Source organism: Pantoea sp. X-Soil-MYKO-1785 (assembly GCF_059730675.1).
This window is the reverse complement of sequence record NZ_AP036000.1, coordinates 1,575,145-1,600,302: the sequence shown is the minus strand read 5'-3', so window position 1 is coordinate 1,600,302 and position 25,158 is coordinate 1,575,145. Positions and strand designations below refer to the sequence as shown.

Below are 25,158 nucleotides of genomic sequence, written 5' to 3'. Positions count from 1 at the left end.
AATGTGCGCGGCGCGAAGAGTGAATTCGCGCCGCGTGTCAATTACTGTCCGCTCAGTACCCGAGCCGGGTCGATGCGGCTGGCACGTCTGGCTGGATACCAGCTGGCCACCAGGCTCAGCACGATGGCGGTGATCAGCACCGAGAACACATCGATCCAGTGCAGCTCCGACGGCAGAAAGTCGATAAAGTAGATATCGCCGGCCAGCAGATGATGGCCGGTGAGCGACTCCAGCCCGCGCACCAGATGCGTCAGGTTTAGTGACACCAGCACGCCCACCACCACACCGCTGACGCTGCCGAGCAGGCCCGCCAGCAGACCGTACCAGATGAAGATGGCGCGGATCAGGCGATCTTTGGCACCGAGCGTCCGGAGCACCGCAATGTCGCTGCTTTTGTCTTTGACCGCCATCACCAGGGTGGAAACGATATTGAAGCAGGCGACGCCAATCACCAGCACCATTGCCAGATACATAATGGCGCGAATCATCTGAATGTCGCGGTACATGTAGCCGTAGGTGCCGATCCAGCTTTTGATATAGACGTAGGAACGAGTCGCTTCACCGGCGTCACGCACCAGCTTAACCGCCTGGAACGGATCGTTCATTTTCAACGCAATGCCGCTAACGCTGTTGCCCATATCAAGATACTGTTGCGCATCGGCCAGCGGCACCAGCGCCAGGCTGTGATCGAGCATGCCACTCAGCTGCAGGATACCACTGACCTGAAGCCGGATGCGCTTCGGTTGCAGCAGTTTGTTATCGCCATCGTTATTCGGGATCATGATGGTGATCCAGTCACCCTGTTTGACCTTGAGCGTAGTGGCAATGCCGCCGCCGAGGATGATCTGCTGCTTACCGGCGGCAAACGTCGACCAGCCGTTGTTGGCGACAAACTGCGGCAGTGCGCTCAGACGCGGCTCCTGCACCGGGTCCACCCCTTTAACCTGCAGCGCTTCCAGTCGCGCACCGCTTTCAATCAGTCCGGTGAAATTGACATACGGGGCCGCCGCCGCAATGCCGGGCACCTTTTCAATCGGCGCAATCATTGATTGCCAGCGCTGAAACGGCTGATTGACCGCTTCAATCTCACCGTGCGGGACCACGGCCAGAATGCGGTTATTCAGCTCACGCTCAAACCCGTTCATCGCGCTCAGGCCAATGATTAATACCGCCACACCCAGCGCAATACCGATGGTTGAGATCACCGAAATCAGCGATACCATGCCGCCACGGCGGCGACCACGGCTAAAGCGCAGGCCTAACAGCAGCGATAACGATGATCCCATTACTCTGCTCCTGCCATGGTCAGCTGTTCGCTTAACTGACCATCACGCATCTCCATCTGGCGCGACATCCGTTTCGCCAGCTGCAGATCGTGGGTCACCACCAGGAACGCGGTGCCCTGACGCACGTTGAGTTCGCCCAGCAGGGCAAAAATGGCATCGGCATTGCGCGCATCAAGGTTACCGGTGGGCTCATCGGCCATCACCAGGCGAGGACGGTTGACCAGCGCCCGGGCAATCGCCACGCGCTGACGCTCGCCGCCCGACAGTTCTGACGGCCGGTGTGTGGCGCGATGATCCAGCCCGACGGCGGCCAGCATCTCGCGGGCACGGTCCTGCGCTTCAGCTTTGGCGACTTTGCCAATCAGCAGCGGCATCGCCACGTTCTCCAGCGCACTAAAATCGGGCAGCAGATGGTGGAACTGATAGATAAAGCCCAGCTCGCGGTTGCGCAGATCCGCTTTAGCAGAGGAGGACATGGCGTTCAGCGACTGACCATCAAAGATCACGTCACCCGAGGTCGGGGCATCCAGACCGCCCAGCAGGTGCAACAGGGTACTTTTACCCGATCCGGAACTGCCGACAATCGCCGTCAGTTCGCCAGGCTGCAGGCTGAAAGCCACATTGCGCAGCACATCGGTCTGCACGCTGCCTTCCTGATAGCGTTTGCACAGGTCGCGACACTGCAACAAAGGAGAGTTACTCATAACGTAAAGCCTCAGCGGGTTGAACGGCGGCAGCGCGCCACGAAGGATAGAGCGTAGAAAGCAGCGCCACTACCATCGCGCTCAGGGCGATGGTCACCACTTGCCACAGATTAATGTCGACCGGCAGCGCTGCGCCATCGAGGAACAGGCCGATCACCGGCATCAGGTTATTCAGCTGGCTGGCCAGCAGCACGCCCAGCAGCGTACCGAGTAAGGTGCCGATAATGCCGGCGCTGGCGCCCTGTACCATAAACACCGCGACGATTTGCCGGCGCGTCAGCCCCTGGGTTTGCAGAATCGCGACTTCGCCCTGCTTCTCCATAATCAGCAGGCCCAACGAGGTAATGATGTTAAAGGCGGCGACCGCAATGATCAGGCTCAGCAGCAGCCCCATCATGTTTTTCTCCATCCGCACCGCCTGGAACAGATCGCCCTTGCGCTCGCGCCAGTCTTTCCACACCAGCCCGGCCGGCAGAGTTTGCTGACTGAGACTATCAACCTCCAGCGGCTTATCCAGCCATAAGCGCCAGCCGGTAATATTGCCGGCCGGATAGCGCATCACGCGCGACGCATCCTGTTGATTGACCAGAATCTGGTAGCCATCGACTTCGCTGTTGGCGGCATAGGTGCCCGCCACGGTGAACAGACGCTGACTCGGGACCCGCCCCATCGGGGTAAACTGGCTGACCGACGGCACCATCAGACGCAGCCGATCGCCGCGCTTCACGCCGAGCTGTGATGCCAGCTGTTCGCCGAGGATCACATTATACTGGCCGGGTTGCAGCACGCTCTGTTGGGTATTGACCAGGAAAGGCGTCAGCGGATCTTTTTCATCCGGCTGAATACCGAGCATCACGCCAACCGAGACGCTGTGCGGACTTTGCAGCACCACGTTAGCGGTGGTCAGCGGCGCAATGCGGCTGACGCCCTGCAGGGCCAGGCTGGAAGCGGGTTGCTGTTGCGGGTTGAGACTGCCTTTGTCGCTGGTAATCAGCGCCTGCGGCATCAGCCCAAGAATATTGCCTTCAAGTTCACGTTCGAAGCCGTTCATGACTGACAGAACCGTCACCATCGCCAGCACGCCGAGCGTAATGCCAATAGTAGAAAGCCAGGAGACAAAGCGACCGAAGCGATCCGATGCGCGTCCGCGCATGTAACGCAGACCGATAAATAGCGCGACAGGTTGATACATGGAATCCAGTAAGCCGTTGCCTGAAAATAGGTAGTGGGATGATAAAGGAGCCGCTGCCTTTATGAAACCTCTAACCCTCTGAGTCGGCTGCAAAGTTGCATCCGAATAGGTCACTGCGAGCCACAAAGCGCAGGTATAGCGCCTAAAGCGGCCGGTTATTGGCGGATTATTCCGCACTCATCGCGCTAGACTACAATCAGTAAGACGATAAAGCGTGACGTTATCGCACAGCGGTAGAGGTAGCGACCATGTTTAAATTTCCCAAAGGCAGCATCGTAAAACATAAATCCGGGGAGATCAGAGGCGAAGTCATCAACGTCTTTGCGCAGGGAGACGCGGCAGCCGGCTACTACGTAAAATGGGATGATGGCAACCATAGCTATCATTCTGAGCAGGATTTAACCTGGGCGAACATTGACCGCCCGCGCATGTATTACACACAGCAATCCATAAAATAAGTCTTCCCCTGTCCGGGTATTTACCCCCGTCGCCACTGCGCGATGGGGGTTTTCCCGTTGCCTCTCTTCTTCCGGCCGTTACCGCTGGCCAGCCAGCAGCAGGAAAATTGTGCCGCAGAGGTGATCACCATGACGTAATATGGAATGATTACGTCCTGGTAAAAATGGAGCAACCCCGAGATCCCATGTCCGAACAGACTCGCTATACCCTGCCCGTTAAATCCGGCGATCACCGTCAGCTCGGCCAGCTCATTGGCGCTGCGCACGCGGTGGAGTGTGCCAGCATTACCGAGCGACATGCCGGTCCGGTGTTAATGATTACGCCCGATACCCAAACCGCCCTGCGTCTGCTGGACGAAATCCGCCAGTTTACCGACCTGCCGGTGGCGCATCTCGCCGACTGGGAGACGCTGCCCTACGACAGCTTTTCACCGCATCAGGATATTATCTCCGCCCGTCTGTCGACGCTTTATCAGCTGCCGGTGATGCAGCGCGGCATGCTGATTATGCCGGTCAATACCCTGATGCAGCGCGTCTGTCCGCACAGCTTCCTGCACGGCCATGCGCTGGTGATGAAGCAGGGACAGAAACTATCGCGCGATCGCCTGCGCGATCAGCTGGAGCAGGCGGGTTACCGCCATGTCGATCAGGTGATGGAGCACGGCGAATACGCCACGCGCGGCGCGCTGCTTGACCTGTTCCCGATGGGCAGCGACCAGCCCTATCGCATCGACTTTTTTGATGACGAGATCGACAGCCTGCGCCTGTTCGATGTCGACAGCCAGCGTACGCTGGAAGCGGTCGCGGAAATCAACCTGCTGCCCGCGCATGAGTTCCCCAGCGACAAAGCGGCAATTGAACTGTTCCGCAGCCGCTGGCGCGAAATTTTTGATGTGCGCCGCGAGTCGGAGCATGTCTATCAGCAGGTCAGCAAAGGCACCCTGCCCGCCGGTATCGAATACTGGCAGCCGCTATTTTTTGAGCAACCGTTACCCAGCCTGTTCAGCTATCTGCCTGACAATACACTGATTGTTAACTGTGGCGATCTGGAAGGCAGCGCGACCCGCTTCTGGCAGGACGCGGAAGCTCGCTATGAGAACCGGCGGGTTGATCCGATGCGTCCGCTGCTGGAACCCACCAACCTGTGGTTACGCCCTGATGCGTTAATGGGCGAGCTGAAAAGCTGGCCGCGAATCCAGATGACCAATGAGCAGTTGCCCGCTAAAGCCGCCAACACCAATCTGGGTTATCAGCCGCTGCCCGACCTGACGGTGCAGGCGCAGGCTAAAGCGCCGCTGGATCATCTGCGTCAGTTCATCGAAACCTTCAGCGGTGCGGTGGTTTTCTCGGTCGAAAGTGAAGGCCGTCGTGAAAGCCTGCAGGAACTGCTGGCACGGATTAAACTCCGTCCTCAGCCGGTAAAACGCTTCGATCAGACCGGCGAAGAGCGTTTCAGCCTGATGATCGGCGCCAGCGAGCGCGGTTTTATCGATACCCTGGGTAACCGGGCGCTGATTTGTGAGAGCGATCTGCTGGGCGAACGCGTCAGTCGTCGTCGACAGGATACCCGCCGCACCATCAACCCGGACATCCTGATTCGCAACCTGGCCGAGCTGCACCCTGGCCAGCCGGTGGTGCATCTTGAGCACGGTGTGGGTCGCTATATCGGCCTGACCACGCTGGAAGCGGGCGGCATCCAGGCTGAATACCTGATGCTCTCCTACGCTAACGACGCCAAACTGTATGTGCCGGTCTCCTCGCTGCACCTGATCAGCCGCTACGCCGGCGGTGCCGACGATAATGCTCCGCTGCATAAGCTTGGCAGCGATGCCTGGTCACGCGCCCGACAGAAAGCGGCAGAAAAAGTTCGTGACGTGGCGGCAGAACTGCTGGATATCTACGCCCAGCGAGCCGCTAAAACCGGCTTCGCCTTTAAGCACAACCGTGAGCAGTATCAGTTGTTCTGTGAAAGCTTCCCGTTTGAGACCACGCCCGATCAGGCGCAGGCAATCAATGCGGTGCTCAGTGATATGTGTGAACCGCTGGCGATGGACCGTCTGGTGTGCGGTGACGTGGGCTTTGGTAAAACCGAAGTGGCCATGCGCGCCGCGTTTCTGGCGGTGGAAAACAACAAGCAGGTGGCGGTGCTGGTGCCGACCACCCTGCTGGCACAGCAGCACTACGATAATTTCCGCGATCGCTTCGCTAACTGGCCGGTGCGGATTGAAATGCTGTCACGCTTCCGCACGGCAAAAGAGCAGGCGCAGGTGCTGGAGCAGGCCAGCGAGGGCAAGATCGATATCCTGATCGGCACTCACAAGCTGCTGATGAGCGATCTCAAATGGCGCGATCTCGGCCTGCTGATCGTTGATGAAGAGCACCGCTTCGGCGTGCGTCACAAAGAGCGGATTAAAGCGATGCGGGCCGATGTGGATATCCTCACCCTGACCGCGACGCCGATTCCGCGCACCCTGAATATGGCGATGAGCGGCATGCGCGATCTGTCGATCATTGCCACCCCGCCGGCTCGTCGTCTGGCGGTCAAAACCTTTGTGCGTGAATTTGACGACCTGGTGATCCGGGAAGCGATTCTGCGTGAGATTTTACGCGGTGGTCAGGTCTACTACCTCTACAACGACGTGGAGAATATCGAGAAAGCGGCTCAGCGTTTAACCGACCTGGTGCCGGAGGCGCGCGTCGCCATCGGCCATGGACAGATGCGTGAACGCGACCTGGAACGGGTGATGAACGATTTCCATCATCAGCGGTTTAATGTGCTGGTCTGTACCACCATCATCGAAACCGGCATCGATATTCCGACCGCCAACACCATCATTATTGAACGTGCGGACCACTTTGGTCTGGCGCAGCTGCATCAGTTGCGTGGCCGCGTTGGCCGCTCGCATCATCAGGCTTACGCTTGGCTGCTGACCCCGCATCCTAAAGCGATGACCGCCGATGCCCAAAAGCGTCTCGAAGCGATCGCCTCGCTGGAAGATCTGGGCGCCGGTTTTGCTCTGGCCACCCACGATCTGGAGATCCGCGGTGCCGGTGAACTGTTGGGTGAAGAACAGAGCGGCCAGATGGAGACGCTTGGCTTCTCGCTCTATATGGAGCTGCTGGAAAATGCGGTGGATGCGCTGAAAGAAGGTCGTGAGCCGTCGCTGGAAGATCTCACCAGCAACCAGACCGAAGTAGAGCTGCGGATGCCAGCGCTGTTGCCGGAAGAGTTTATTCCGGATGTCAGTACCCGTCTGTCACTGTATAAACGCATCGCCAGCGCAGAGAGCGAAGAAGAGCTGCAGGAGCTGAAGGTTGAGATGATCGACCGCTTTGGCCTGTTGCCCGATCCGGCGCGTAACCTGCTGGACGTGGCAATTTTGCGGCTTAAGGCCCGCGCCGTGGGCGTACGAAAAATCGAAGCCAGCGACAAAGGCGGCTATTTCGACTTTGCTCCCAACAACAGCGTTGATCCAGCCTGGCTGATTAGCCTGCTGCAGAAAGATCCTAAGCAGTGGAAGCTGGAAGGTCCGACGCGTCTGCGCTTTAACCGTGAACTGTCAGAAAGAAAAGTTCGCATGGAGTGGGTGCAGGGATTCGTGTCACAGCTGGCGGAAAACCGCGCGTAGTCCCCTTTCCTGCCACCTTCGGTCGATGGCGGAACGCAATAACAAAAGGCGCATCCTGAGATGCGCCTTTTTCTTTACGTCGGTGCTGTGTGGCCGCTAACGCGGCAAAAGACTTTGCCCAATTACGCCTGGTCGCTGTTAAGAATCAGCTGACCATTGCGATCCAGTGGAATACGTGTGCCAGGGTCATTTTCCATGCGGATTTTGCCCTGCTGGTCGCCTATTTTATAGGTCACGTCATATCCCAGCATTTTCTCTTGTTTATCGTAGACCGTTTTGCAGCGCTGTTCCGTGGTGGTGTAGGTGTCACGGTTCTGCATACCTGCCTGGACCTGATTGCCGGCATAACCGCCTGCCACTGCACCCGCCACGGTAGCGACATCTTTACCACGGCCGCCACCAAACTGGTGACCTAACACTCCACCCGCCACTGCACCTAATACAGAGCCAGCAATACGGTTTTCATCCTGTACCGCACGACGGTGCGTCAGCGTCACATTACGACATTCCTGACGTGGCTGTTTGATGCTCTCTTTAATCGGCGTTGCAGCCAGCACCTGAGCGTATTGTGGACCGCGATCAAACACATTCATGCCTGCCACGGCGGCAACACCTAACGCAGCTGCCACACCAATACCGATACCCGCTAACATTGATTTATTCACAGGAAGTTCCTCCTGAAAAGTGTTACCGCGCATTCCTGCCGCTGAAGCATCCTGTTCAACTGAGGCAGATCGGCGTGCGCGACTCGCCGTGTTTGTTGGGATGAAGTTTTACAGATGGACCGAAATTGCAACATCAGATAAATGGAGGAAAACGGTCACTTAGGCAACAGGACCAGTTTTTAGGAGAGTTCTGAGGCGGAAAAAGCAGCAGTGAAATTACCCGACGTGGCGGGATGGAAAGCGCAGTATAGAACTGCTGCGCGATATACTCCCCCACCGTCCCGCCTGATGCCCCCGTAAGTGCGGAGTTACCCTACGCCTGCGCTACCGCCGCGCCCAGCGCCGCGTGGGCAATCAGGTTTGCCTGAACGTTCACCACCTCTTTGCCGTCCGGGCCTTTCGTGGTCGTCAGCTTGTGTATCTGCTCCGCCAGGTACGGCGCGGCCGCCCCGCTCACCGTTTGGGTCAGGTTCCGGCCCACTAGCTAGGTTCAGCTATTTGATTATTCTATTAATTTTCAGTATATCCTTTCTCAAATCATCGTTAACATCTGAGGAGGGTAATTGATTTACAATCTTCTGTATTTTGATAAAAGTACTCGCCTGCTCTTTTAGCTCGCTTTCTTTTATCGTCGATAAAGCGGCTATTAGTTCTCCATCGTAATACTCTCCAGTCAACGGATCATCAGTCAGAATCTCCAAAACGCGTGGCATCAATTGGGCTATGCATATTTCTTGCCGAATCGCACGACAAATATCTTCCACGGTTAGCTCTTCAATAGGTGTGTCAATAACACCTTCGAACCATAGCTCAAGCGAAGATTTCTGACTTAACTCTTTAGTTAGATTAATATTTCCTATTAATTTACGGAAGGTCATCATATTCCATGTCCTTTTAAAGCTGATTCTATTTTATTAATAGCATCCGTCGCTCTACCATATGCAGCTTGTGCTTCGGAATTATTTACGTTCTTCAACGTATCTGCATGATTCCTCAATCCTCTGAGTGTGTTTTGCATTTCCTGCATATGATCCCAATGCTCACCGGCGTAATTGGGAAAACAAATCGAAGGCAGGTTAACGCGGGTTCACAGCATGAAAGTCCACCCGTAATAGTTAATACAGAAGGCTACAGGATGAAAAAATGAACGAAAGCCAGACCGGAGAAAACTATCTGCTTTTCAGAGACAGCTCGCAATTTATTACTTAGCTTTCAGCGAGTTCACCTGGCAGGTGGTGTATATTTAAACAGGTAAAAACAGAATAGGAAGCACATAACGAGAGATTTTTTAGCGCGGGCTGAAGGTGCTACCAACACCAACAGCCCGCTGACCACAACCAACTAAGCAGGAGTTGATCATGGCTGCACACGATATTAAGCCAGAAGTAAGTATTTCCAAAGGATTACGCCGCTATAAAGTCGGATACACCAGTGTCCAGCATATTAAGCGGGCTACCGGTATGACCACATACTACAGCCGCACACCCAGCCTGCACCTCAAAGGCAACTGGCTGGCAGAGGCCGGATTCGGGACCGACACGCCGGTTATCATTGCTGTTGAACGCGGGCAACTGGTGATCCGGCCTGCTGAGTGACAGGCAAAAAGATCCCGGCGACTTGGCCGGGATTTATCAGAGATTCATCGATAATAAAAATACCAAAAAATAAAACCAGCAGGCAGCCCCATCCAAGTTAATTTGAGACAAGCCCAAAAATCATCCGATGAGAATGGAAAGTTATCATTCATATCCCATGCCAACCATGCACCTAATAAACGTCCAAACATTGTCAAAATAAACAGCGCTAAGCTCATTGAGCAGCATAAATATAAAAGGTTAAGCAATGACTTAGTACTATTTTTCATCACTTACTCTGCCAGCCTTCAGTTTATCCTGAACCATACCAGATACGGCAGAATCACCGAGATTACCTACTATTGATGGTAATGGATGTTGTGATGCTGGTTTAGTTATTGTCCAGACCCCTGTTGGAACCCATTCATACTGCTTTGATATTGGATTTAGCTTTTTATCAAACGGTACTTTTATAACATTACCCACAGCATACCCCGCAGAAGCACCCGCCTTACTCAGCAGTGCTGCCATAAAAGGATCGTCACCGCTGATTTCAGCCTGGTAATAACCACCTGCTGCATTCCATGCCATCGTTGGGTTATATCCTTTACCGGCTGTAATCCCACCAACAATTACCGATCCAATGACATCCGATAATTTTATTTCACCTGTTGTGCCATATTGAATACCAGCCCCTAATCCGGCACCGACACCCACCGCTATAAGCTGCTCTTTGGTGTTATTCACAGCATTGGTAATAATCGCTTTTCCGCCCATTATCGCTACCGGCCAGGATGTCGGATCGCTTATTACTGACAATACCCTGTCTCCTGTTGTGATATTCTCTTCCAGGAATTTAAGATCTGTCCCGTTAAGATAATTTACCAGTGCTGCCGCCGTCGGATCTTTCAGCTTTTCATCCAGTCTTATTTGTGACGGATGGGCATCATTGGCAACGTTTGTTGCACCCTGTATCAGTTCCTGCCAGGTCACACAGGCAACACCACCACCGGTACAGGCTTCAGCCAGTTCTTTACTGTTTTTGTTGCTGATGTCGATGTATTTTTCAGCAACCTTATTGCAGTCTCCGCCAGAGGCTTTGCAGTCCTGCATTTCTTTATCAAGCTGGCGGGCTTCTTTTGAATTCAGCCAGTTGAATTCAGCAGCATTCTTACCTGCCTGCGCCCCGGCAACCGCGTTACCGCTGCCGTCTCCCACAACACCGCCTGCAAGACCTGCCGCCAGCGTTCCCAGCGTGCTGATGGTCTGCTTCTCCGTTTCCGTCAGGTCGCTCACTTCCCTGCCCGGATACAGCTGCTTCATCACCAGCCTGGCCATCTGTTCCCCACTGACCGCGCCCGCGGCACCCGCCAGCGCACTGTTACCGGCAGCATATGACGTTACCGCCCCGACCACCGCATGGGCCATTGCTTTTGCTTCCGGGTTGCCTTCCGTCAGCTTGTGTATCTGCTCCGCCAGATACGGCGCTGCCGCGCCGCTTACCGCCTGGGCAATGTTTCCGCCCGCCAAGCCCTGTACCGCCGCCGTCGCCGCCTGCATTCCCTGTTGCAGCGCGCTTCCCGTGCCGAACGGCGCCATCGCGGTATTGTAGGCCTGCTTCGCCACGTCCGCATCCGTAAACGGTTTGCCCGAAGCCGCAAGCTCTTCTCTGGCCGCCTTCAGCGCTTCCGAGTCTTTCTTCGCCTTTTCCCCGGCTATCTGCCCTTCCGTCCGCGCGATATCCATTGCCTGACCGCCGATTTCCCCGATAAGCTGCGCCTCCTTCAGCCGCTTCTGCTCACGCTCCTTATCAAAGATAGCATCCAGCCCCGGATTCGCACCCGCCGCGTCGCGGCTCAGGTCCGCCACGTCCTGCGTCTGCTTCGCCTTATCCCGGATAATGAGGGTGCCGTCGCTCACCGCCGCCTTCGTCACCGACGAGGCGCTGCCGCTGCCGTTCAGCCCCGCCAGCAGGCCGTTCGCCATGTTGCCTTCGAACTGGCTGCCGATGCTGCCGCCGGTGCTCATGCCCGCGCTCTGGTGCCCGGTTTTATAGTCCGCGTGGTTCTCAATGTTGCTGAAGCCCAGCGTGCCGGTGTCGAGACGGTTCTTATCGGCGGCGGCGGTGGAACTGATGGCCGCGCCGTTCAGCCGGGTGTGCCCGCCCGCCGTCACGTCAAAGCCGTCCTTTCCGGCAAAAATGCCGGTCTGGTCGGCCACGCTCTGCCAGTTGCTGTGCATCCTGTCCTGGCTGAGGTTCACGCTCGCGGAGCCGGTCATCGAGCCGAAGGTGAAGCTGCCGCCCGCGCTGGCGTTCTGCTGCCTGCTGTCGTAGCGGTCGCTGTCCTGCTCTGAGGTCAGCGTCAGGTTGCGGCCGGTATCCACCTTCACGCTGTCCCCGCGCACCTGTGCGCCGGTCAGCGTGGTGTCGCGCCCGGCGTTCAGGCTCAGCCCGTTGCCCGCCGTGAGCGTAGTCTCGGTATGGGTCAGCCCGCTGCCGTTCTCGCGGCCTTTGCCCGCGTTGACGCTGGCTGAAACGCTGATGCCGTAGCCGCCCGACCCGGCGGTCAGGCCGATGCCCAGGCTGCCACCCTTGCTGCTGTTAGTGCTGTCGGTGCGCTCGCTGTTCTGCGCTGAAAGCAGGCTGATGTCGTTTTTCGCCGTCAGCCCGAGGTCGCCGCCCGCCTGAAGCTGGCTGCCCTGCACGAGAATGTCGCCCGCGCTGCCCCGCTGTGCGCCGGTGGCGGTGATGTCCAGGTTACCGCGCGCGCCCAGCGTACTGCCACTACACCTCTGCATCCTTCTTCTGCTCTGGCGTTATCATCTTCAGCTTATCAGTGGCTGTTTTCGTCGCCGCAATCTGCCCCTGTGTCCTGGCGATGTCCACCGCCTTAACGTCAGGTGTACTTAAGTTTTTGCAGGTTTCTTTTTTGGCCTAAAGCAACAATTTCACAATCAGGTTCGTCATAACGCCCCAATGCAAAAAAAACAACACCATTATTTATCCAGATATTACTCATCCATTCTGTTATCTGCCTCGGTATGGAAGCAGTCATATTTACATTAGTTGATTGGATGGTTGAAAAAAACACCTTCTCGCCGCTATTAATTAAGCTTTCAATTACTCCCAAGCTATTTGATTTAACAGAACCTAAGCCGGAAAGAATCAACCCTTCACTTCCCTTAACTATCACATCTTTTTTTTCCTCAACCCCATTAACTTTAACACCTCTAACATTAAGTAAACCCCAGGTTTTTCTGTGGTTAACAATTGCGCTATCAGGTTGCTCCGCTGATAAAACGACAAATGTGTATATATCTTCATCGCTAACACCTGCAGAATAACTCTCTACCATTTTTTTCAATAAACCCTCACCAAATTTTTTTAGTGGCGCATTGGGTAATTCCCAGCTCACTGCAGAGATACCCTTGCCGCTTATTGAAAATAAGTTAAAATCTGTAATCTCATTTTTTTCATTTATATCTTCAGCATATCTAATAACAACATCAGTAGTCATAGTGGTTACCTGCAGGATCGTTAAAATGTGAGCCTCGATTTTGAGGATCATCGACTCCAAAGAAATGGCCTCCAGCATCATCTCTTATATAAACTTTTTGCGTACCTCCTCCCGGTTTTTGAACTATAAATTCATATATATAACCTGGTTGAGGATTACCACGCTTGTCTATATTAGGGGATACCTTATTGGGGCTCTGACTCACTGGTATACCAGACTGTCTCTTCGCCTCATTAAAAGCACCTGAGCGACCAGCCCCTTCAGGAGAAAGATTTGCAGGCTTGTCCCCTTCAGCCAGATAAGCCAGATCATCCTTATTCTGTTCAGAAATCGGCGTAACCGTGGTATTGCTTCCCGTATCCGGCATACCATCCGTATTTCCGGTATTGCTGGATCCCTGCTCACCAGACCGATCCGGCGAGATCAGCGGAGTTCCCTTATTCTCATCCTGCGCCGGATTGACCAGCTTGCCACCCGTCAGGTCATCATCAACCGGCACGGTTTCCGTTTTGCTGCCTGCCCCATTTGTATGCTGCTGGCTCTGCGCCGAAACGATTGCCATCAGCACGCAGCTGGGATTTGCCCGGCAGGTCGAATCAAGGCCTTCCTTAACTGCTTTTGTCAGTGCCAGGGCCGCCTGCTCATTAGCTCCGCCTTTGCCTGCTTCAGCCATCGCCGCCGAGTTCAGCGTTTCGTGCGCCAGCATCTGCTGCAACATGCCCATACCGACCATGTTATTGCTGATTTCATTCTGGCCCGCCTGCGCGCCCGCCACCGCACCTCCCGCACTGTCTCCGGCAATGCCGCCCGCAAGGCCCGCCGCAACCGTGCCCAGTGCAACCAGCGTCTGCTTCTGCTGTTCGCTCATCTGGCTTACCGGAACGTCACCATAAAGTGCATTTTTGATGGCTTCACCCATCGCGGCGGTGGTAGCCGCGCCTGCAGCGCCCGCTGCCGCTGAATTCCCCTGTGCCGCAGCGATGACTCCGGCTACCGCAGCATGTGCCATTATACGACTGGCCTCATCCGGCGCTTTCTGCTTAATCAGTTCTGCAAGGTAAGGGGCCGAACCGCCAGCCAGTGCGGCTTTCAAATCGCCGCCCGCCAGGCCCTGTATCGCCGCCGTCGCCGCGCTGATACCCTGTTGCACCGAACCGCCGGTTCCCATTCCGCCGGCCAGCATCTCCCGGGTGTACAGCGTCTGATAGACCTGTCCGGTGATGTCGGCCGCGGTCGGCTCCTGACCCGGGTTTGCTTTCCGCCACTGCGCTTCGGCGTCCTTCTTCTGGTCCGGCGAGATGTTCTTCATCTTCTCCGTGGCCGCTTTCGTCGCCGCAATCTCGCCCTGCGTCCGCGCGATGTCGCCCGCCTGGCTGCCGATTTCCGCCAGCAGCTGCGCCGTCTCCATCCGGTTCTGCTCTTTATCCTTGTCGAAGATTTTATCCAGCCCCGGATTCGCACCCGCCGCGTCGCGGCTCAGGTCCGCCACGTCCTGCGTCTGCTTCGCCCTATCCCGGATAATGAGGGTGCCGTCGCTCACCGCCGCCTTCGTCACCGACGAGGCGCTGCCGCTGCCGTTCAGCCCCGCCAGCAGGCCGTTCGCCATGTTGCCTTCGAACTGGCTGCCGATGCTGCCGCCGGTGCTCATGCCCGCGCTCTGGTGCCCGGTTTTATAGTCCGCGTGGTTCTCAATGTTGCTGAAGCCCAGCGTGCCGGTGTCGAGACGGTTCTTATCGGCGGCGGCGGTGGAACTGATGGCCGCGCCGTTCAGCCGGGTGTGCCCGCCCGCCGTCACGTCAAAGCCGTCCTTTCCGGCAAAGATGCCGGTCTGCCCGGCCACGCTCTGCCAGTTGCTGTGCATCCTGTCCTGGCTGAGGTTTACGCTCGCGGAGCCGGTCATCGAGCCGAAGGTGAAGCTGCCGCCCGCGCTGGCGTTCTGCTGCCTGCTGTCGTAGCGGTCGCTGTCCTGCTCTGAGGTCAGCGTCAGGTTGCGGCCGGTATCGACCTTCACGCTGTCGCCGCGCACCTGTGCGCCGGTCAGCGTGGTGTCGCGCCCGGCGTTCAGGCTCAGCCCGTTGCCCGCCGTGAGCGTAGTCTCGGTATGGGTCAGCCCGCTGCCGTTCTCGCGGCCTTTGCCCGCGTTGACGCTGGCTGAAACGCTGATGCCGTAGCCGCCCGACCCGGCGGTCAGGCCGATGCCCAGGCTGCCGCCCTTGCTGCTGTTAGTGCTGTCGGTGCGCTCGCTGTTCTGCGCTGAAAGCAGGCTGATGTCGTTTTTCGCCGTCAGCCTGAGGTCGCCGCCCGCCTGAAGCTGGCTGCCCTGCACGAGAATGTCGCCCGCGCTGCCCGGCTGTGCGCCGGTGGCGGTGATGTCCAGGTTACCGCCCGCACCCAGCGTACTGCCCTGTGCCTCGTGGCTTTCGGTGCGGGTCTCGCTTTTCGACGACTGGCTGCCGTAAGAAAGACTGATGCCGACCGAGTTGGTGGAGCCTTCTTCATAACCTTTGTCGCCCGGCTTCAGGCCTGCGGCGGTGTTTCTGGCGTTCGCCGCGCCGGTCTGCGCGCCGTCCATCTGGTACGCCTGTGCGGCCTGGGCCGCCGTCAGCGCCGCTTTGGTGCCCTGCAGCGCCTTCAGCCGGTCATCGCCGCTCTCATCGGCGGTGCGGGCGGTCTGCACCGCCGTGTTCAGCGCCGCGCCCACCGTGCCGGACAGCGCCAGCGTCAGCCCGCTCTGCTTCTGCTCGGTTTTCGTCAGTGCGGTGTGGCTGTTTTCGGCCGCACTGAGGGTCACGTCGCTGCCGCTCAGGGAGAGATCTTTACCGGCGATCACGTCGCTGCCGTGCACGGTAAGCTGGTTACCGGCGCTGAGGGTAACGCTGCCGTCGCTGCTGCCCACCGTGCTGCCGCGGCTGAGTGAGCCGCTGGCGTCGGTGCTGCTCTTCAGCATCGCCTGACCCACGGTGAAACCGATGCCGCCGGTGCCCATCAGGCCCGATTTTTTCTCCTCGCGCTGATGCACTTCATCACGCGTTTCTGTGGCGGTCGCGATGCTGAGATCGCGGCCGGCGGTCAGCGCAACATCCTGCGTACCGGCGACGTTGCTGCCGGTCACGGCAATGTCGCGGCCCGCCTGAAGCCGGACGCTGTCGCCGCTCAGCGTGGTACTGAGCGCCTCGCTGCTGTGCAGTTCGTCGTGGGTTTCCAGACTGCTGCCCGACAGCAGCCCTTTGCTGGACTGCCTGCTGTGTTCGGTGAGATCGGTATGGCTGTTGCCCGCGCTGAGCACGATGTCGCGTCCGGCGCTGGCGGTCAGTGCCCCGCCCGCCGTGACGTCCGCTGCCGTAGCGCGGATATCCTGTCCGGCACTCAGCTGCAGCGCGCCGCCGGCGGTGATGCGTGTCCCGGCATCGCTCTGCTGTGACAGGCGACGGTAGTTGCTGCTGTTCCAGCTGTCATTTTCAGTGTGCTGCGTGCTGAGTGTGCCGAGCGTCAGGTCATTGCCCGCCTGAATCTTCGTGGTGCTCTTCTCTCCGGCGTTGCCGATATCGCTGGCGGCCAGGGTGATGTTGTTCAGCGCGCTCAGCGTCAGGGCTCCGTCGGTGCCCTGCACGTAGATACCGGCCGGACGATCTATCCAGCGGTCGGTGCCGTCGCCGCGCAGCGTTGACTGGCTGGTAATATCCCGTCCGGCCAGCAGCGACACCTGCTTATCACCGCTGATGATGCCGCCCAGGTTAGTGATATCCTGACGGGCGGTGAGACTGACCGTGTTGCCGCTGATGTAGCCGCTGTTGGTCAGCGACTGCGCCGTCAGCTGCGTCACGTCGCGGCCCTTAATGGCCCCGCTATTAGTGATGTCGTTGCGGGCATTCAGCGCCACGCTACCGCCCCCGATCAACGCGCCGTCGCCGGTTAAGTCACCCTGCTTCACCTTCGCATAAACCTGCGGTACCAGCACGGTCTGCTGTGTGCCATCCGGCAGCGTCACGGTCTGATTCACCAGCCAGACGATATCGCTGGTGAGCAGCGCCATCTGCGCCGGGGTCAGCGCCACGCCAAGTTCCAGCTCGTAGGCTTTGCCGAAGGCTACCCCATTATTCATCAGTCCGCGATACTGATCTTCATCACTGCCATACCCGCTGATATAGCGGTTGCCGGTCAGCTGGATAATCTGATCGCGCACCAGTCGCTGCTCGTAATAACCATCGCCCAGCCGCTTCAGGATCCGGCTGCTGTCGGTGGTCAGGGCGTTCTGCATATAGTCGCTGCTGAGCCACTGCTTCTGATTCACAAAGCGCGGATCGGTCTCGACCAGGTAATGGCTGTCGCTGCCAGGTTGCAGCTGGTACAGGCTGTTATCCGGCAGCCGGATATCAGGTGAGACGGCGCGGATCACCGGCGTAATCGTCTGTCCATCGACGACCGTTGCTGGCAGCGTCAGCGAAAATTGTTGCCCGACCGGTAACAGCAGCGGCCGGTCTTTAAGGCTGCCGAGCTTGTCCAGCGTCAGCGCGCTGTCATAGCGTAATCCGGCTGGCAGTAACGCACTGCCGCTATCCGTGGCACTCAGCGCCACCGCCGCAACCGTCTGCTGGACGGCTGGTGTGTCGATGCGATCAGCCTGCGCGGTGACGCCCTGCAGCTGGCGGTTGCCGGTCTGATAGCCATTACCCTGCGGCGCAGCATTCGCCTGCCAGCTCAGCGTCTGTAAATCGATGGTTTCCGTCACGGGCGCAGGGCGATACGTTTTCTTATCTTTGCCCTGCGACGTTTTGGTTCCACCCAGTTTCTTTTTCTTCTTCTTCGCGTACCAGCGAACCGATTTCCCGTCGTCCGTGGTAACGCGCGTTCCTTTTGTCGCCTGATTATTCAGCTCGCCTATCTGACCGCCCAGCATAGCACCCGCGACAATCTGGCTGTCGTGATTGTTAAGACGGCCGGCGCTAAAGGTCATGTTACCGCCCGACAGAATTTTGCCCGGATCGCTCTCTTTGATCTGGGTTTCCTTCACTATCCGCCGGTAGTCATACTCATAAAACTCGCTGCCGCTGGTGCCGTCCGGCATTTTTGCGCTGTGCACGCCATATTTGTTTTTTTTGCTGGTATCCACGTCGGCCCAGTCAAAACGATCGGTGTGGCCTTTAAGTACCGCTTCATGATGCTGGCTATCTTCGGTCGTAACGACCTGCGTGGTCAGATGACGGTTGGTATTGTTGATTTCCGCCATGCTGATCGTGGCATCCTGCCCGGCCTCAATTGTTGCCCCGTCATTGTTGAGCTGCTGCCCCTGTCCGGTGGCCTGATTGTTCGCGTCCAGCTGGCCGCCTATATGCAGATCGCCATCACTGTAGATCAGCGCGTGGTCACGGTTGTTCAGCGTGCCAGCCGCAATATCCAGTCGCTGCCGCGCCGCAATCACCGCTGATTTGCCCGCTTCGCTGAGGTTGTTGAGCAGCGTGGCTGCAATGGCAATGTGATCGCCATAGATACGGCCGGTGCCGCTGTTATTCAAAACGCCCGCTACCAGGTGTGTCAGTCCGCCGTCAATCAGACCGCGATTGTTCAGGGTGTCAGTTGCCGTAATTTCAGTCTGCCCGCCGCTGATCTCGCCATTTGCCTGATTACTGATATTTTGCGCGGTAAGGAATAGCGCCTGCTGAGCAGCGAGGGTGCCATCGTTGGTCACGTTTCCGCCCGCCGTCAGGCGCAGCGTGCCGTTGGCTTTGACCTCTGAGAGATTATGAAAATCACCTGCCAGCGTGATGCCAAGATTCCCCTGCGACAAAACCTGTCCGTCGCCACTCAGGGAAGCTGCGTTGATCTGTGCCTCTTTATCAGCAATCAGCGTACCCTGCTGATTGTTGATGGCGAGCGCCTGCCCCTGGGCTGAGTCCTGAATAGTCAACGTATCCGCTGACGAGATCAGCCCGCTGACGTTATCCAGCGCCTGTTGCACTGTGAGTGCCAGCCTCTGTTTTGCGCGCAGAGCACCCTGACTGTTGTCCAGCGTGCCGGTTTCGAGGGTTAAACTATCCGCTTCAATCCCTTTGCCGCTCTGTCGGGTATCGCGGTTGATTAGCGATGGCGTAGAGATCGTCATCTGCTGGCCGCCCTGAATCAGCCCGCTGCGGTTATCCAACTGCTGGCTCAGAGACAGGGTGCCGTTGCCGACGCTTTGCACCAGGCCGTCATTGTTGACCAACTGACCCGCCGTCAGCGATAGCGTGCCTGCTGAAAGGAGTTTACCCGCCTGATTGTGCAGTGCGTTCTGTCCCGCATTGAGCGTCAGATCGGTGCCACCCTGGATCTGTCCCTGCTGGTTATCCAGCGCGCCGCTTTCAATATTGAGGTTACCGGCACCGGCAATGAGTCCGCGCTGGTTAGTCAGCGTCTGACCTGCCGTGGTGAGGGTGATATCCCCCGCTGACTGCAGTTCACCGTCATTGTTGTTCAGCGCCTGACCGTTGAAAGTCAGCCCGCCATTGCCTGCGATCTTCCCCTGGCTATTGTTCAGTTCACTGGCGCTGAGTGATGCCTGCTGTCCGGCGGCAATGAAACCCGTCTGGTTATCAATTGCCCCGCTGCGCAGATCCAGACTGTTGAGGGCAACGATACCGCGCTGGTCACCACTGTCGCGATTGATCAGGGCGTGACCCTGAGTGTCCAGCGTCATGTCGCTGCCAGCCTGTAACAGGCCACCCTGGTTTTGCAGCTCCCCGCTGGTGAGATCGAGCCGCCCTTTGCCGCCCGTCAGCGTGCCGGACTGGTTGTTGATATCGCCCGTCACAACCTGCGCGCCGCTATGACCGGTGATGAAGCCGCGCAGATTATCCAATGCGCCGCTGTAGAGCTTCAGCATGCCCGCACTGAACAGGCCGCCTGCGGCTCCGCTGTCACGGTTGATCAGGCTGTTGCCGTGGGTGTCCAGATGCAGATCGCCACCCGACTCAATCCTGCCTGCCCGGTTGTTGAGGAGTCCGCTATCCAGTTGCAGTGTGCCTTTAGCGCCCAGTTGACCCTGCTGGTGGTCGAAGGTCTGCTGATGAGTATCGATGCGAATATTCTGTCCCAGCATCACCCCGCTACGGCCATCAATCTGGCCACTGGAGAGCAGCAGATCGCCGCCTGCAATAATACCGCCGCGTTCGCCGCTGTCGCGGTTATTCAGTTCGCCGCCCTGGGTGTTGACTGACAGCGCCTCACCCGACTGAAGCAGGCCGCGCTGGTTATCCACGCTGCTGCTTTCCAGCGTTAGTCCATGATCGGCATTAATAATCCCATCGACGTTGTTCAGTCCACCGCTGGTGAGCCGCATAGTGCCCGCAGAGACCAGCGAACCCGTGCTGTTATCGAGATCACCACTGCTGATATGCAGATTAGCCCCCGCAATAACGCCGCCTGATGCCGCATTATTCAGCGCCTCTCCGTGCGTATTAAGCTGCATATCACCGCCGGACTGCAGTCGTCCGCCGCTGTTATCCAGCGCGCCACTGCTCAGCAATAGTTCACCCCTGGCGCTGAGCAGTGCAGATCTGAAATCAGCGGACTGGCCCTGCGTATCGATCACCAGGTTTTGTCCCTGAATGACGCCGTGATCGCCCGCTAACTTTCCGGTTGAGAGTTGCAGATTGCCACGCGCCACAATGCCGCCGCGATCGCCGCTGGCGCTGTTGTTCAGCTGTGCGCCGTGAGTATCCAGTGAGAGCGCCTGACCCGATTGTAATAAACCTCGCTGATTGTCGAGCGCGCCGGTCTTCAGCGTCAGCGCCTCATCAGACATCAGTGTGCCGTCAATGTTGGTCAGCAGGCCGCTGCTGATACTGGCCGCCGAGGCAGCGGCGATAACGCCGTTCTGGTTATCCAGATCGCCACTGTTAAGGGCAAGTGCGCCACCGCTGATTATCCCTGCTTTACCGCTGTCACGGTTAATCAGCGCCTGGCCGTGGGTATCAAGTGTCAGACCGCCGCCTGACTGGATCAGACCGCTATGATTGTCCGTTGTCCCGCTGGAAATGCTGAGATCGGTACGGGCGACCAGGTTGCCGCCTGCATTGTTCAGTTCACCCTGCTGCGTGTCGATGGTCACGCCGCGGCCGAGCAGGGTTCCACGCTGATTCTCCAGCGCCTGACTGCGCAGGGTGACCTGCTGACCCGCTTCGATGCGACCCTGGGTGTTATCAATAGCCTCACGGGTTAACAGTGCAGCCTCACCGCCAGTTGAAGCAATCAGGCCCTGCTGATTATGCAGGCTTGCGCTGGTGAGCTGCAGATTGCGACTGGCCTGCAGCGCACCCTGCGCGTTCGTCAGGGTCTCCTGAACCTGCAGTTGCAGATCGCCGCTGCCCGCAGCCAGCAGCGTGCCCCCGCTGTTATCCAGGCTGCCTGATGAAAGATGCAGATTACCGCCGCTCTCAATCCGTCCACCACGGTTGTCTGTGTCACCCGCAACCGTAATCGCCATCTCGCCTGCGCCACGCTGCGACAGCAGACCCTGATGGTGATCCAGCGTGGCCGCCGTCAGCGTCAGCGCCTCTGCCTGGGTGTGTCCCTGTGAGAGATCGAGCCTGTCGCCGCTGAGCGTTAACGCACCCGCTGACAGCAGATTGCCCTGATTGCCTTGCAGCCGGGCAGCATTGAGGGTCAGCGCGCCATTATTGCCCGCCAGCTGCACGGTGCCGCCCTGATTATCCAGCCATGGCGTATCAAGCTGCAGTGAGTCACCGTTACCTGCGATGAGTCCGCTGCGGTTTTCAATATGCTCTGCCTGCAGCCGGATATCGCCTTCATTGCTGAGCGTGCCCTGATTGTTAAGCAACGAACCCGTGGAGATCGTCAGGGCTTCGCGGTTTTGCTGGCGCAGCAGGCCGCGATTGTTACTGATGTTTTGTGCTGCGACAGCGAGGCTGCCGGCCGCCAGTTTGCCGTCATCATTGTTAAGCGTCGTCGCAGCCTGAATCCCGAGTGTACGGCCCGCCACCGTGGCGCCCTGGGTGCTGATATCCGCCTGCGTAGAGGTCAGCGCGATGGCATCTGCTGAGGTCTGGCTCCCGGCAAGATCGACCCGGCTGCCCCGCGCCTGAATCTGGTCGTGCGCCAGGTTTTTACCCCGCGCTTTAAGCTCACCCTGGCTGGTCAGCAGCAGATTACCGGGCTGGCTCAGCGTCTCATTGCCGCCAACGCCTGCCGCCAGCGTACTTTCAGCGGTGCTCTCAATGGTACTGGCGGAGAGCGTAGCGTTACGGCCTGCGCTCACCAGCCCGCTGTTGCGCAGCGTGCCGCTGGAGGTCAGCGTGACATCCTGCTGTGACACGATTTTCCCGCGGTTCTCCTGGTCGCCAGTGCTGGCTATCTGCATTGATGCCTGACTTTGCAGCGTGCCGCTGTTTTCCAGTCTGCCATCCACTGTCAGGTGCAGTTCACCGGCGCTGGCCCCCAGTTCACCGGCATTACGCACGCCAACGCCCTTCTCAGTACCGGTCAGCGTAATTTTATGGGCATACATGCCGCCAATGGCCGCAACATCGAGCGCAAATTCAGGCCGTGTCGTTCCATTATCCGCTTTCACCGTAGTGACTGAACCTTCAGCCGCAACCTGGTTCCTGCCCGTAACCACATTGAGGTCGCGGGCATGAACTTTTGCGTTAACCGCTACCGACTGCGCAATGATCTGGGTGTAGTCAGCATCGCTGTCATTCAGGCCCTGACCTTCGATATTGATTCGGCCGCCATTAACATCGAAGCCTTTGAGCTGGCCGTTTTCAATCAGTGCCTGTCCGGTGGTCAGCGTATTGCGGCTGGCGTTGATAAATCCGCAACCGTTACAGGTAATGCCTGACGGGTTAGCAATCACCACCGCCGCCCGCTTGCCGGCCACTTCGATAAAACCGTTTAGCTGGCTGGGATTACGGCTGTTGACTTCGTTGAGGATAACGCTGGCTTCCTGCTTTGAAAGCCACGGGTTAGCCGCGACCATACCGCCAATCTGCGTCTGGCTATTCTGATGGCTGTTGTTCAGGATGGCGCCCCGCGCATCCACATCCAGCTGACTATACTGGTTGCGCGATACGCCCTGGCTGTTTGGCGTCTGGATATTGATCTGCGGCAGTCCGTTAGCCGTAGACATGACCGTTGGCTGCTGGCTGGCTGGCGCGTGACTGTCCGCCACGATATTCGCCTGCACCGGCAGGCTGACCATGCCCGCGGCTAGCCATAGTGAGAAGCTCAGCGGTGAGATATGCAGTCGCGCTTCTGCACGTGCGGCGCGCTGGCGGCGACGGGCCACCGGTGAGTAACCGCTGCGGGTGATATCAGACACCACCATCAGCATGCCGCGAACCCGGTTGAAGATAATGCGATAGCAAAGTTTATTCATAATGCGCACAGTCCATTGTCAGCAAGAGAGATAAGAGGCCTAATAGTTCCAGTTAACACTGAAACCAAAGGTGACCGGATCGGTTTTAAAGCCATCGGGTTTAGATAACGGCATCCCGGCAAAAAAGTCATAGCTGAGACTGGCGGGCGTGATTGCGCCGCGCAGGCCGACAACGCCGCCGGCAAGATGACGTCCTACTGGCCCGCCCTGGGTTACGCTGTTGCCCCCGACCTCGCCGTAGTCAACACCCATGTAGAGTTCCTGGGCAGGGAGCGGTGTCTGCCAGGCCAGGGTGTTTTGCACCGTCCAGCCACGGCTGGCACTCAGGGTGCGTTCACCATCAAATCCCCGTACCGTCCAGCGGTTGCCAATCGCGAACTCATCCTGCGCGGTCAGCGGGGTATTGCTCATCTGCCGCCGATATTGGATGTTGTAACTTAAACGCTGTTTACCCAGCGTAAACGGTGTGATCAGCCCGGCCTGCCAGGTGAGAATTTTTGATAGCGCAGTGGCATACGTTGAATCCTGCCATGACTCTTCCCAGGCAGGCAGCGCGCCGAACCAACGCGTACCGCGCTGATAGCTGACGCCTGCATCCAGCGTCGCCGGACCGATATAGTGACGGTGCGACAGTCCCAGTCGCCAGGCACTGGTGCGTCGCTGCTGGCTGACTATCTCCGTGTCATCAATGAAATTACGTGACTCCCTCACCAGTACATCTGCGCTGACGGTGGTTTTGGACGCAGCGTTGCGGTGCAATACCCGGCTGACCTGAATATCCAGCGAGCGGCTTTTACCGGCGTAGAGAAAGTCGCGGCTGTAACCGGCCACCGTCTGATGATAATCGTAATCGCTGGCGGTTACGCCCAGCAGCCAGTAGCCCAACGGCACCGAATAGTGTCCCGACAGGCTTTTGCTGCTTTTTCGGCCAGCAAAGCCGAGATCGCGGCTGGCAGTGAGATAAAAGAGATCGCTGAGTGAGGTGGGATTATCCAGCGCCAGCATCAATCCGCCCTGATAACGTCCGGTGCTTTCGGTACCCGAATCGTCCACCCAGGCACCTAAACGCCAGAAGCGGCGCTGTGTGCGCTCGATAACAATGTCGCTTTCACCTGGATTATCGCCCGGACGGAGCGCCATGTGCGCTTCCACACTGGGCAGTCGCTGCAGATTCTCCAGCCCTTGTTCTATGTCTCGCAGGTCCAGCAGATCGCCTGAGTGCGCCGGTACAGCAGACCACAGGCTGACATAGTGCGAAGAGGACGGTGACAGCTCTACCCGGCGAACTTTACCGGGCACAATCAGAAAATGCAGTTCACCCTGACGCAGATCCTGCTGCGGTGCCAGCACACGTGATGTCACCCATCCGTGGTTTATCAGCCGGTTCTGCAGGGTAGCCATTAACTGGCTGATGCCCTTCACGCCCAGGCACTGGCCATTCGCCTGGCTGGCAAGGCGCTGCAACGGCACCCAGTGCGGCAGAGCCTCCTGACCGGAGAGCGTGACGTGACGGATCACAAAACAGGGAGATTCCTGCGGGAAACGGAGATGAGAAGGCGACGGAACCGGCTCGGACAATCGGATGTCCGGTGCCTCAGGCTGTAAACGTTGCTGTCGCGCTTTCTGTTGTTCCTGCTGATGTTGCAACTGCGCATCGCCTGGCGCAGCCTGGGTAATACCGGTGAACATTCCGCATAGCAGAAGCGCTGTCGCTGAAAATCGTCCTTTATTTTCTGGCTGCATAATAGGTCCATTTAATC

Annotated in this window: 13 protein-coding genes and 2 pseudogenes; 3 read left to right on the top strand and 12 right to left on the bottom strand. The window is 57.8% G+C overall.

The window, feature by feature from the left end; all coding sequences use genetic code 11:
- Positions 1-41 precede the first annotated feature (41 nt).
- Genes lolE through lolC form a run of 3 tightly spaced genes read right to left on the bottom strand, consistent with a single transcriptional unit; the run spans position 42 to position 3,182 of the window.
- A complete protein-coding gene (gene lolE / locus AC6I8D_RS07430; protein WP_312756621.1) occupies positions 42-1,286 on the bottom strand; it encodes a lipoprotein-releasing ABC transporter permease subunit LolE in 1,245 nt (414 codons plus the stop codon).
- Positions 1,286-1,990, bottom strand: a complete 705-nt coding sequence (lolD, locus tag AC6I8D_RS07425; protein WP_312056941.1) for a lipoprotein-releasing ABC transporter ATP-binding protein LolD — start codon at positions 1,988-1,990, stop codon at positions 1,286-1,288. Before lolD ends, lolE begins: the two co-directional genes overlap by 1 nt.
- Positions 1,983-3,182, bottom strand: a complete 1,200-nt coding sequence (gene lolC / locus AC6I8D_RS07420; RefSeq protein ID WP_312056942.1) for a lipoprotein-releasing ABC transporter permease subunit LolC — start codon at positions 3,180-3,182, stop codon at positions 1,983-1,985. Before lolC ends, lolD begins: the two co-directional genes overlap by 8 nt.
- A 248-nt stretch (positions 3,183-3,430) precedes the next feature.
- Here lolC and AC6I8D_RS07415 point away from each other — a divergent pair, with 248 nt between their 5' ends.
- Both AC6I8D_RS07415 and mfd read left to right on the top strand, forming a co-directional pair.
- Positions 3,431-3,640, top strand: a complete 210-nt coding sequence (locus AC6I8D_RS07415; protein WP_312056943.1) for a hypothetical protein — start codon at positions 3,431-3,433, stop codon at positions 3,638-3,640.
- 185 nt (positions 3,641-3,825) lie between these two features.
- Positions 3,826-7,269, top strand: a complete 3,444-nt coding sequence (gene mfd, locus AC6I8D_RS07410) for a transcription-repair coupling factor (protein WP_312756618.1) — start codon at positions 3,826-3,828, stop codon at positions 7,267-7,269.
- 122 nt (positions 7,270-7,391) lie between these two features.
- Here the strand turns inward: mfd and AC6I8D_RS07405 are convergent, their stop codons facing one another.
- The 4 genes and pseudogenes from AC6I8D_RS07405 to AC6I8D_RS07390 all read right to left on the bottom strand — a co-directional run.
- Complete coding sequence (locus AC6I8D_RS07405) at positions 7,392-7,934, bottom strand: glycine zipper 2TM domain-containing protein (RefSeq protein WP_312056947.1); 543 nt, start codon at positions 7,932-7,934, stop codon at positions 7,392-7,394.
- A 313-nt stretch (positions 7,935-8,247) separates the two neighbouring features.
- Positions 8,248-8,415, bottom strand: a complete 168-nt coding sequence (locus AC6I8D_RS07400; protein ID WP_497819869.1) for a hypothetical protein — start codon at positions 8,413-8,415, stop codon at positions 8,248-8,250.
- A 13-nt stretch (positions 8,416-8,428) separates the two neighbouring features.
- A complete protein-coding gene (locus AC6I8D_RS07395) occupies positions 8,429-8,815 on the bottom strand; it encodes a contact-dependent growth inhibition system immunity protein (protein WP_497819868.1) in 387 nt (128 codons plus the stop codon).
- A pseudogene (locus AC6I8D_RS07390) lies at positions 8,812-8,979 on the bottom strand (polymorphic toxin type 28 domain-containing protein); the annotation flags it as partial. The pseudogene AC6I8D_RS07390 and the gene AC6I8D_RS07395, both read right to left, overlap by 4 nt.
- A gap of 313 nt (positions 8,980-9,292) precedes the next feature.
- Here AC6I8D_RS07390 and AC6I8D_RS07385 point away from each other — a divergent pair.
- Complete coding sequence (locus AC6I8D_RS07385; protein ID WP_497819867.1) at positions 9,293-9,529, top strand: SymE family type I addiction module toxin; 237 nt, start codon at positions 9,293-9,295, stop codon at positions 9,527-9,529.
- Between the two features lie 44 nt (positions 9,530-9,573).
- Here the strand turns inward: AC6I8D_RS07385 and AC6I8D_RS07380 are convergent, their stop codons facing one another.
- The 5 genes and pseudogenes from AC6I8D_RS07380 to AC6I8D_RS07360 form a co-directional block, all read right to left on the bottom strand.
- Positions 9,574-9,798, bottom strand: a complete 225-nt coding sequence (locus AC6I8D_RS07380) for a hypothetical protein (protein WP_497819866.1) — start codon at positions 9,796-9,798, stop codon at positions 9,574-9,576.
- A gap of 703 nt (positions 9,799-10,501) precedes the next feature.
- Positions 10,502-12,292 (bottom strand): annotated as a pseudogene (locus tag AC6I8D_RS07375) (hemagglutinin repeat-containing protein); the annotation flags it as partial.
- A gap of 113 nt (positions 12,293-12,405) precedes the next feature.
- Positions 12,406-13,026 carry a hypothetical protein gene (locus tag AC6I8D_RS07370; RefSeq protein WP_031377911.1) on the bottom strand — a complete coding sequence of 207 codons (621 nt, stop codon included), beginning with the start codon at positions 13,024-13,026 and terminating at the stop codon, positions 12,406-12,408.
- Positions 13,016-23,398, bottom strand: coding sequence for a hemagglutinin repeat-containing protein (locus AC6I8D_RS07365; protein ID WP_497819865.1), 10,383 nt, complete (start codon positions 23,396-23,398; stop codon positions 13,016-13,018). Before AC6I8D_RS07365 ends, AC6I8D_RS07370 begins: the two co-directional genes overlap by 11 nt.
- Before the next feature lie 39 nt (positions 23,399-23,437).
- Positions 23,438-25,087 (bottom strand): ShlB/FhaC/HecB family hemolysin secretion/activation protein, encoded by a 1,650-nt coding sequence (locus AC6I8D_RS07360; protein WP_497819864.1) that lies wholly within the window; start codon positions 25,085-25,087, stop codon positions 23,438-23,440.
- Positions 25,088-25,158: the final 71 nt, after the last annotated feature.

Bases quoted from the DNA above. Each gene is read 5' to 3' on its own strand.
- AC6I8D_RS07360 (WP_497819864.1), bottom strand. From the start codon at position 25,087: ATGTTCACCGGTATTACCCAGGCTGCGCCAGGCGATGCGCAGTTGCAA.
- mfd (WP_312756618.1), top strand. From the start codon at position 3,826: ATGTCCGAACAGACTCGCTATACCCTGCCCGTTAAATCCGGCGATCAC.
- AC6I8D_RS07415 (WP_312056943.1), top strand. From the start codon at position 3,431: ATGTTTAAATTTCCCAAAGGCAGCATCGTAAAACATAAATCCGGGGAG.
- AC6I8D_RS07385 (WP_497819867.1), top strand. From the start codon at position 9,293: ATGGCTGCACACGATATTAAGCCAGAAGTAAGTATTTCCAAAGGATTA.
- lolC (WP_312056942.1), bottom strand. From the start codon at position 3,182: ATGTATCAACCTGTCGCGCTATTTATCGGTCTGCGTTACATGCGCGGA.
- lolE (WP_312756621.1), bottom strand. From the start codon at position 1,286: ATGGGATCATCGTTATCGCTGCTGTTAGGCCTGCGCTTTAGCCGTGGT.
- lolD (WP_312056941.1), bottom strand. From the start codon at position 1,990: ATGAGTAACTCTCCTTTGTTGCAGTGTCGCGACCTGTGCAAACGCTAT.
- AC6I8D_RS07365 (WP_497819865.1), bottom strand. From the start codon at position 23,398: ATGAATAAACTTTGCTATCGCATTATCTTCAACCGGGTTCGCGGCATG.
- AC6I8D_RS07395 (WP_497819868.1), bottom strand. From the start codon at position 8,815: ATGATGACCTTCCGTAAATTAATAGGAAATATTAATCTAACTAAAGAG.
- AC6I8D_RS07370 (WP_031377911.1), bottom strand. From the start codon at position 13,026: ATGACTACTGATGTTGTTATTAGATATGCTGAAGATATAAATGAAAAA.
- AC6I8D_RS07380 (WP_497819866.1), bottom strand. From the start codon at position 9,798: ATGAAAAATAGTACTAAGTCATTGCTTAACCTTTTATATTTATGCTGC.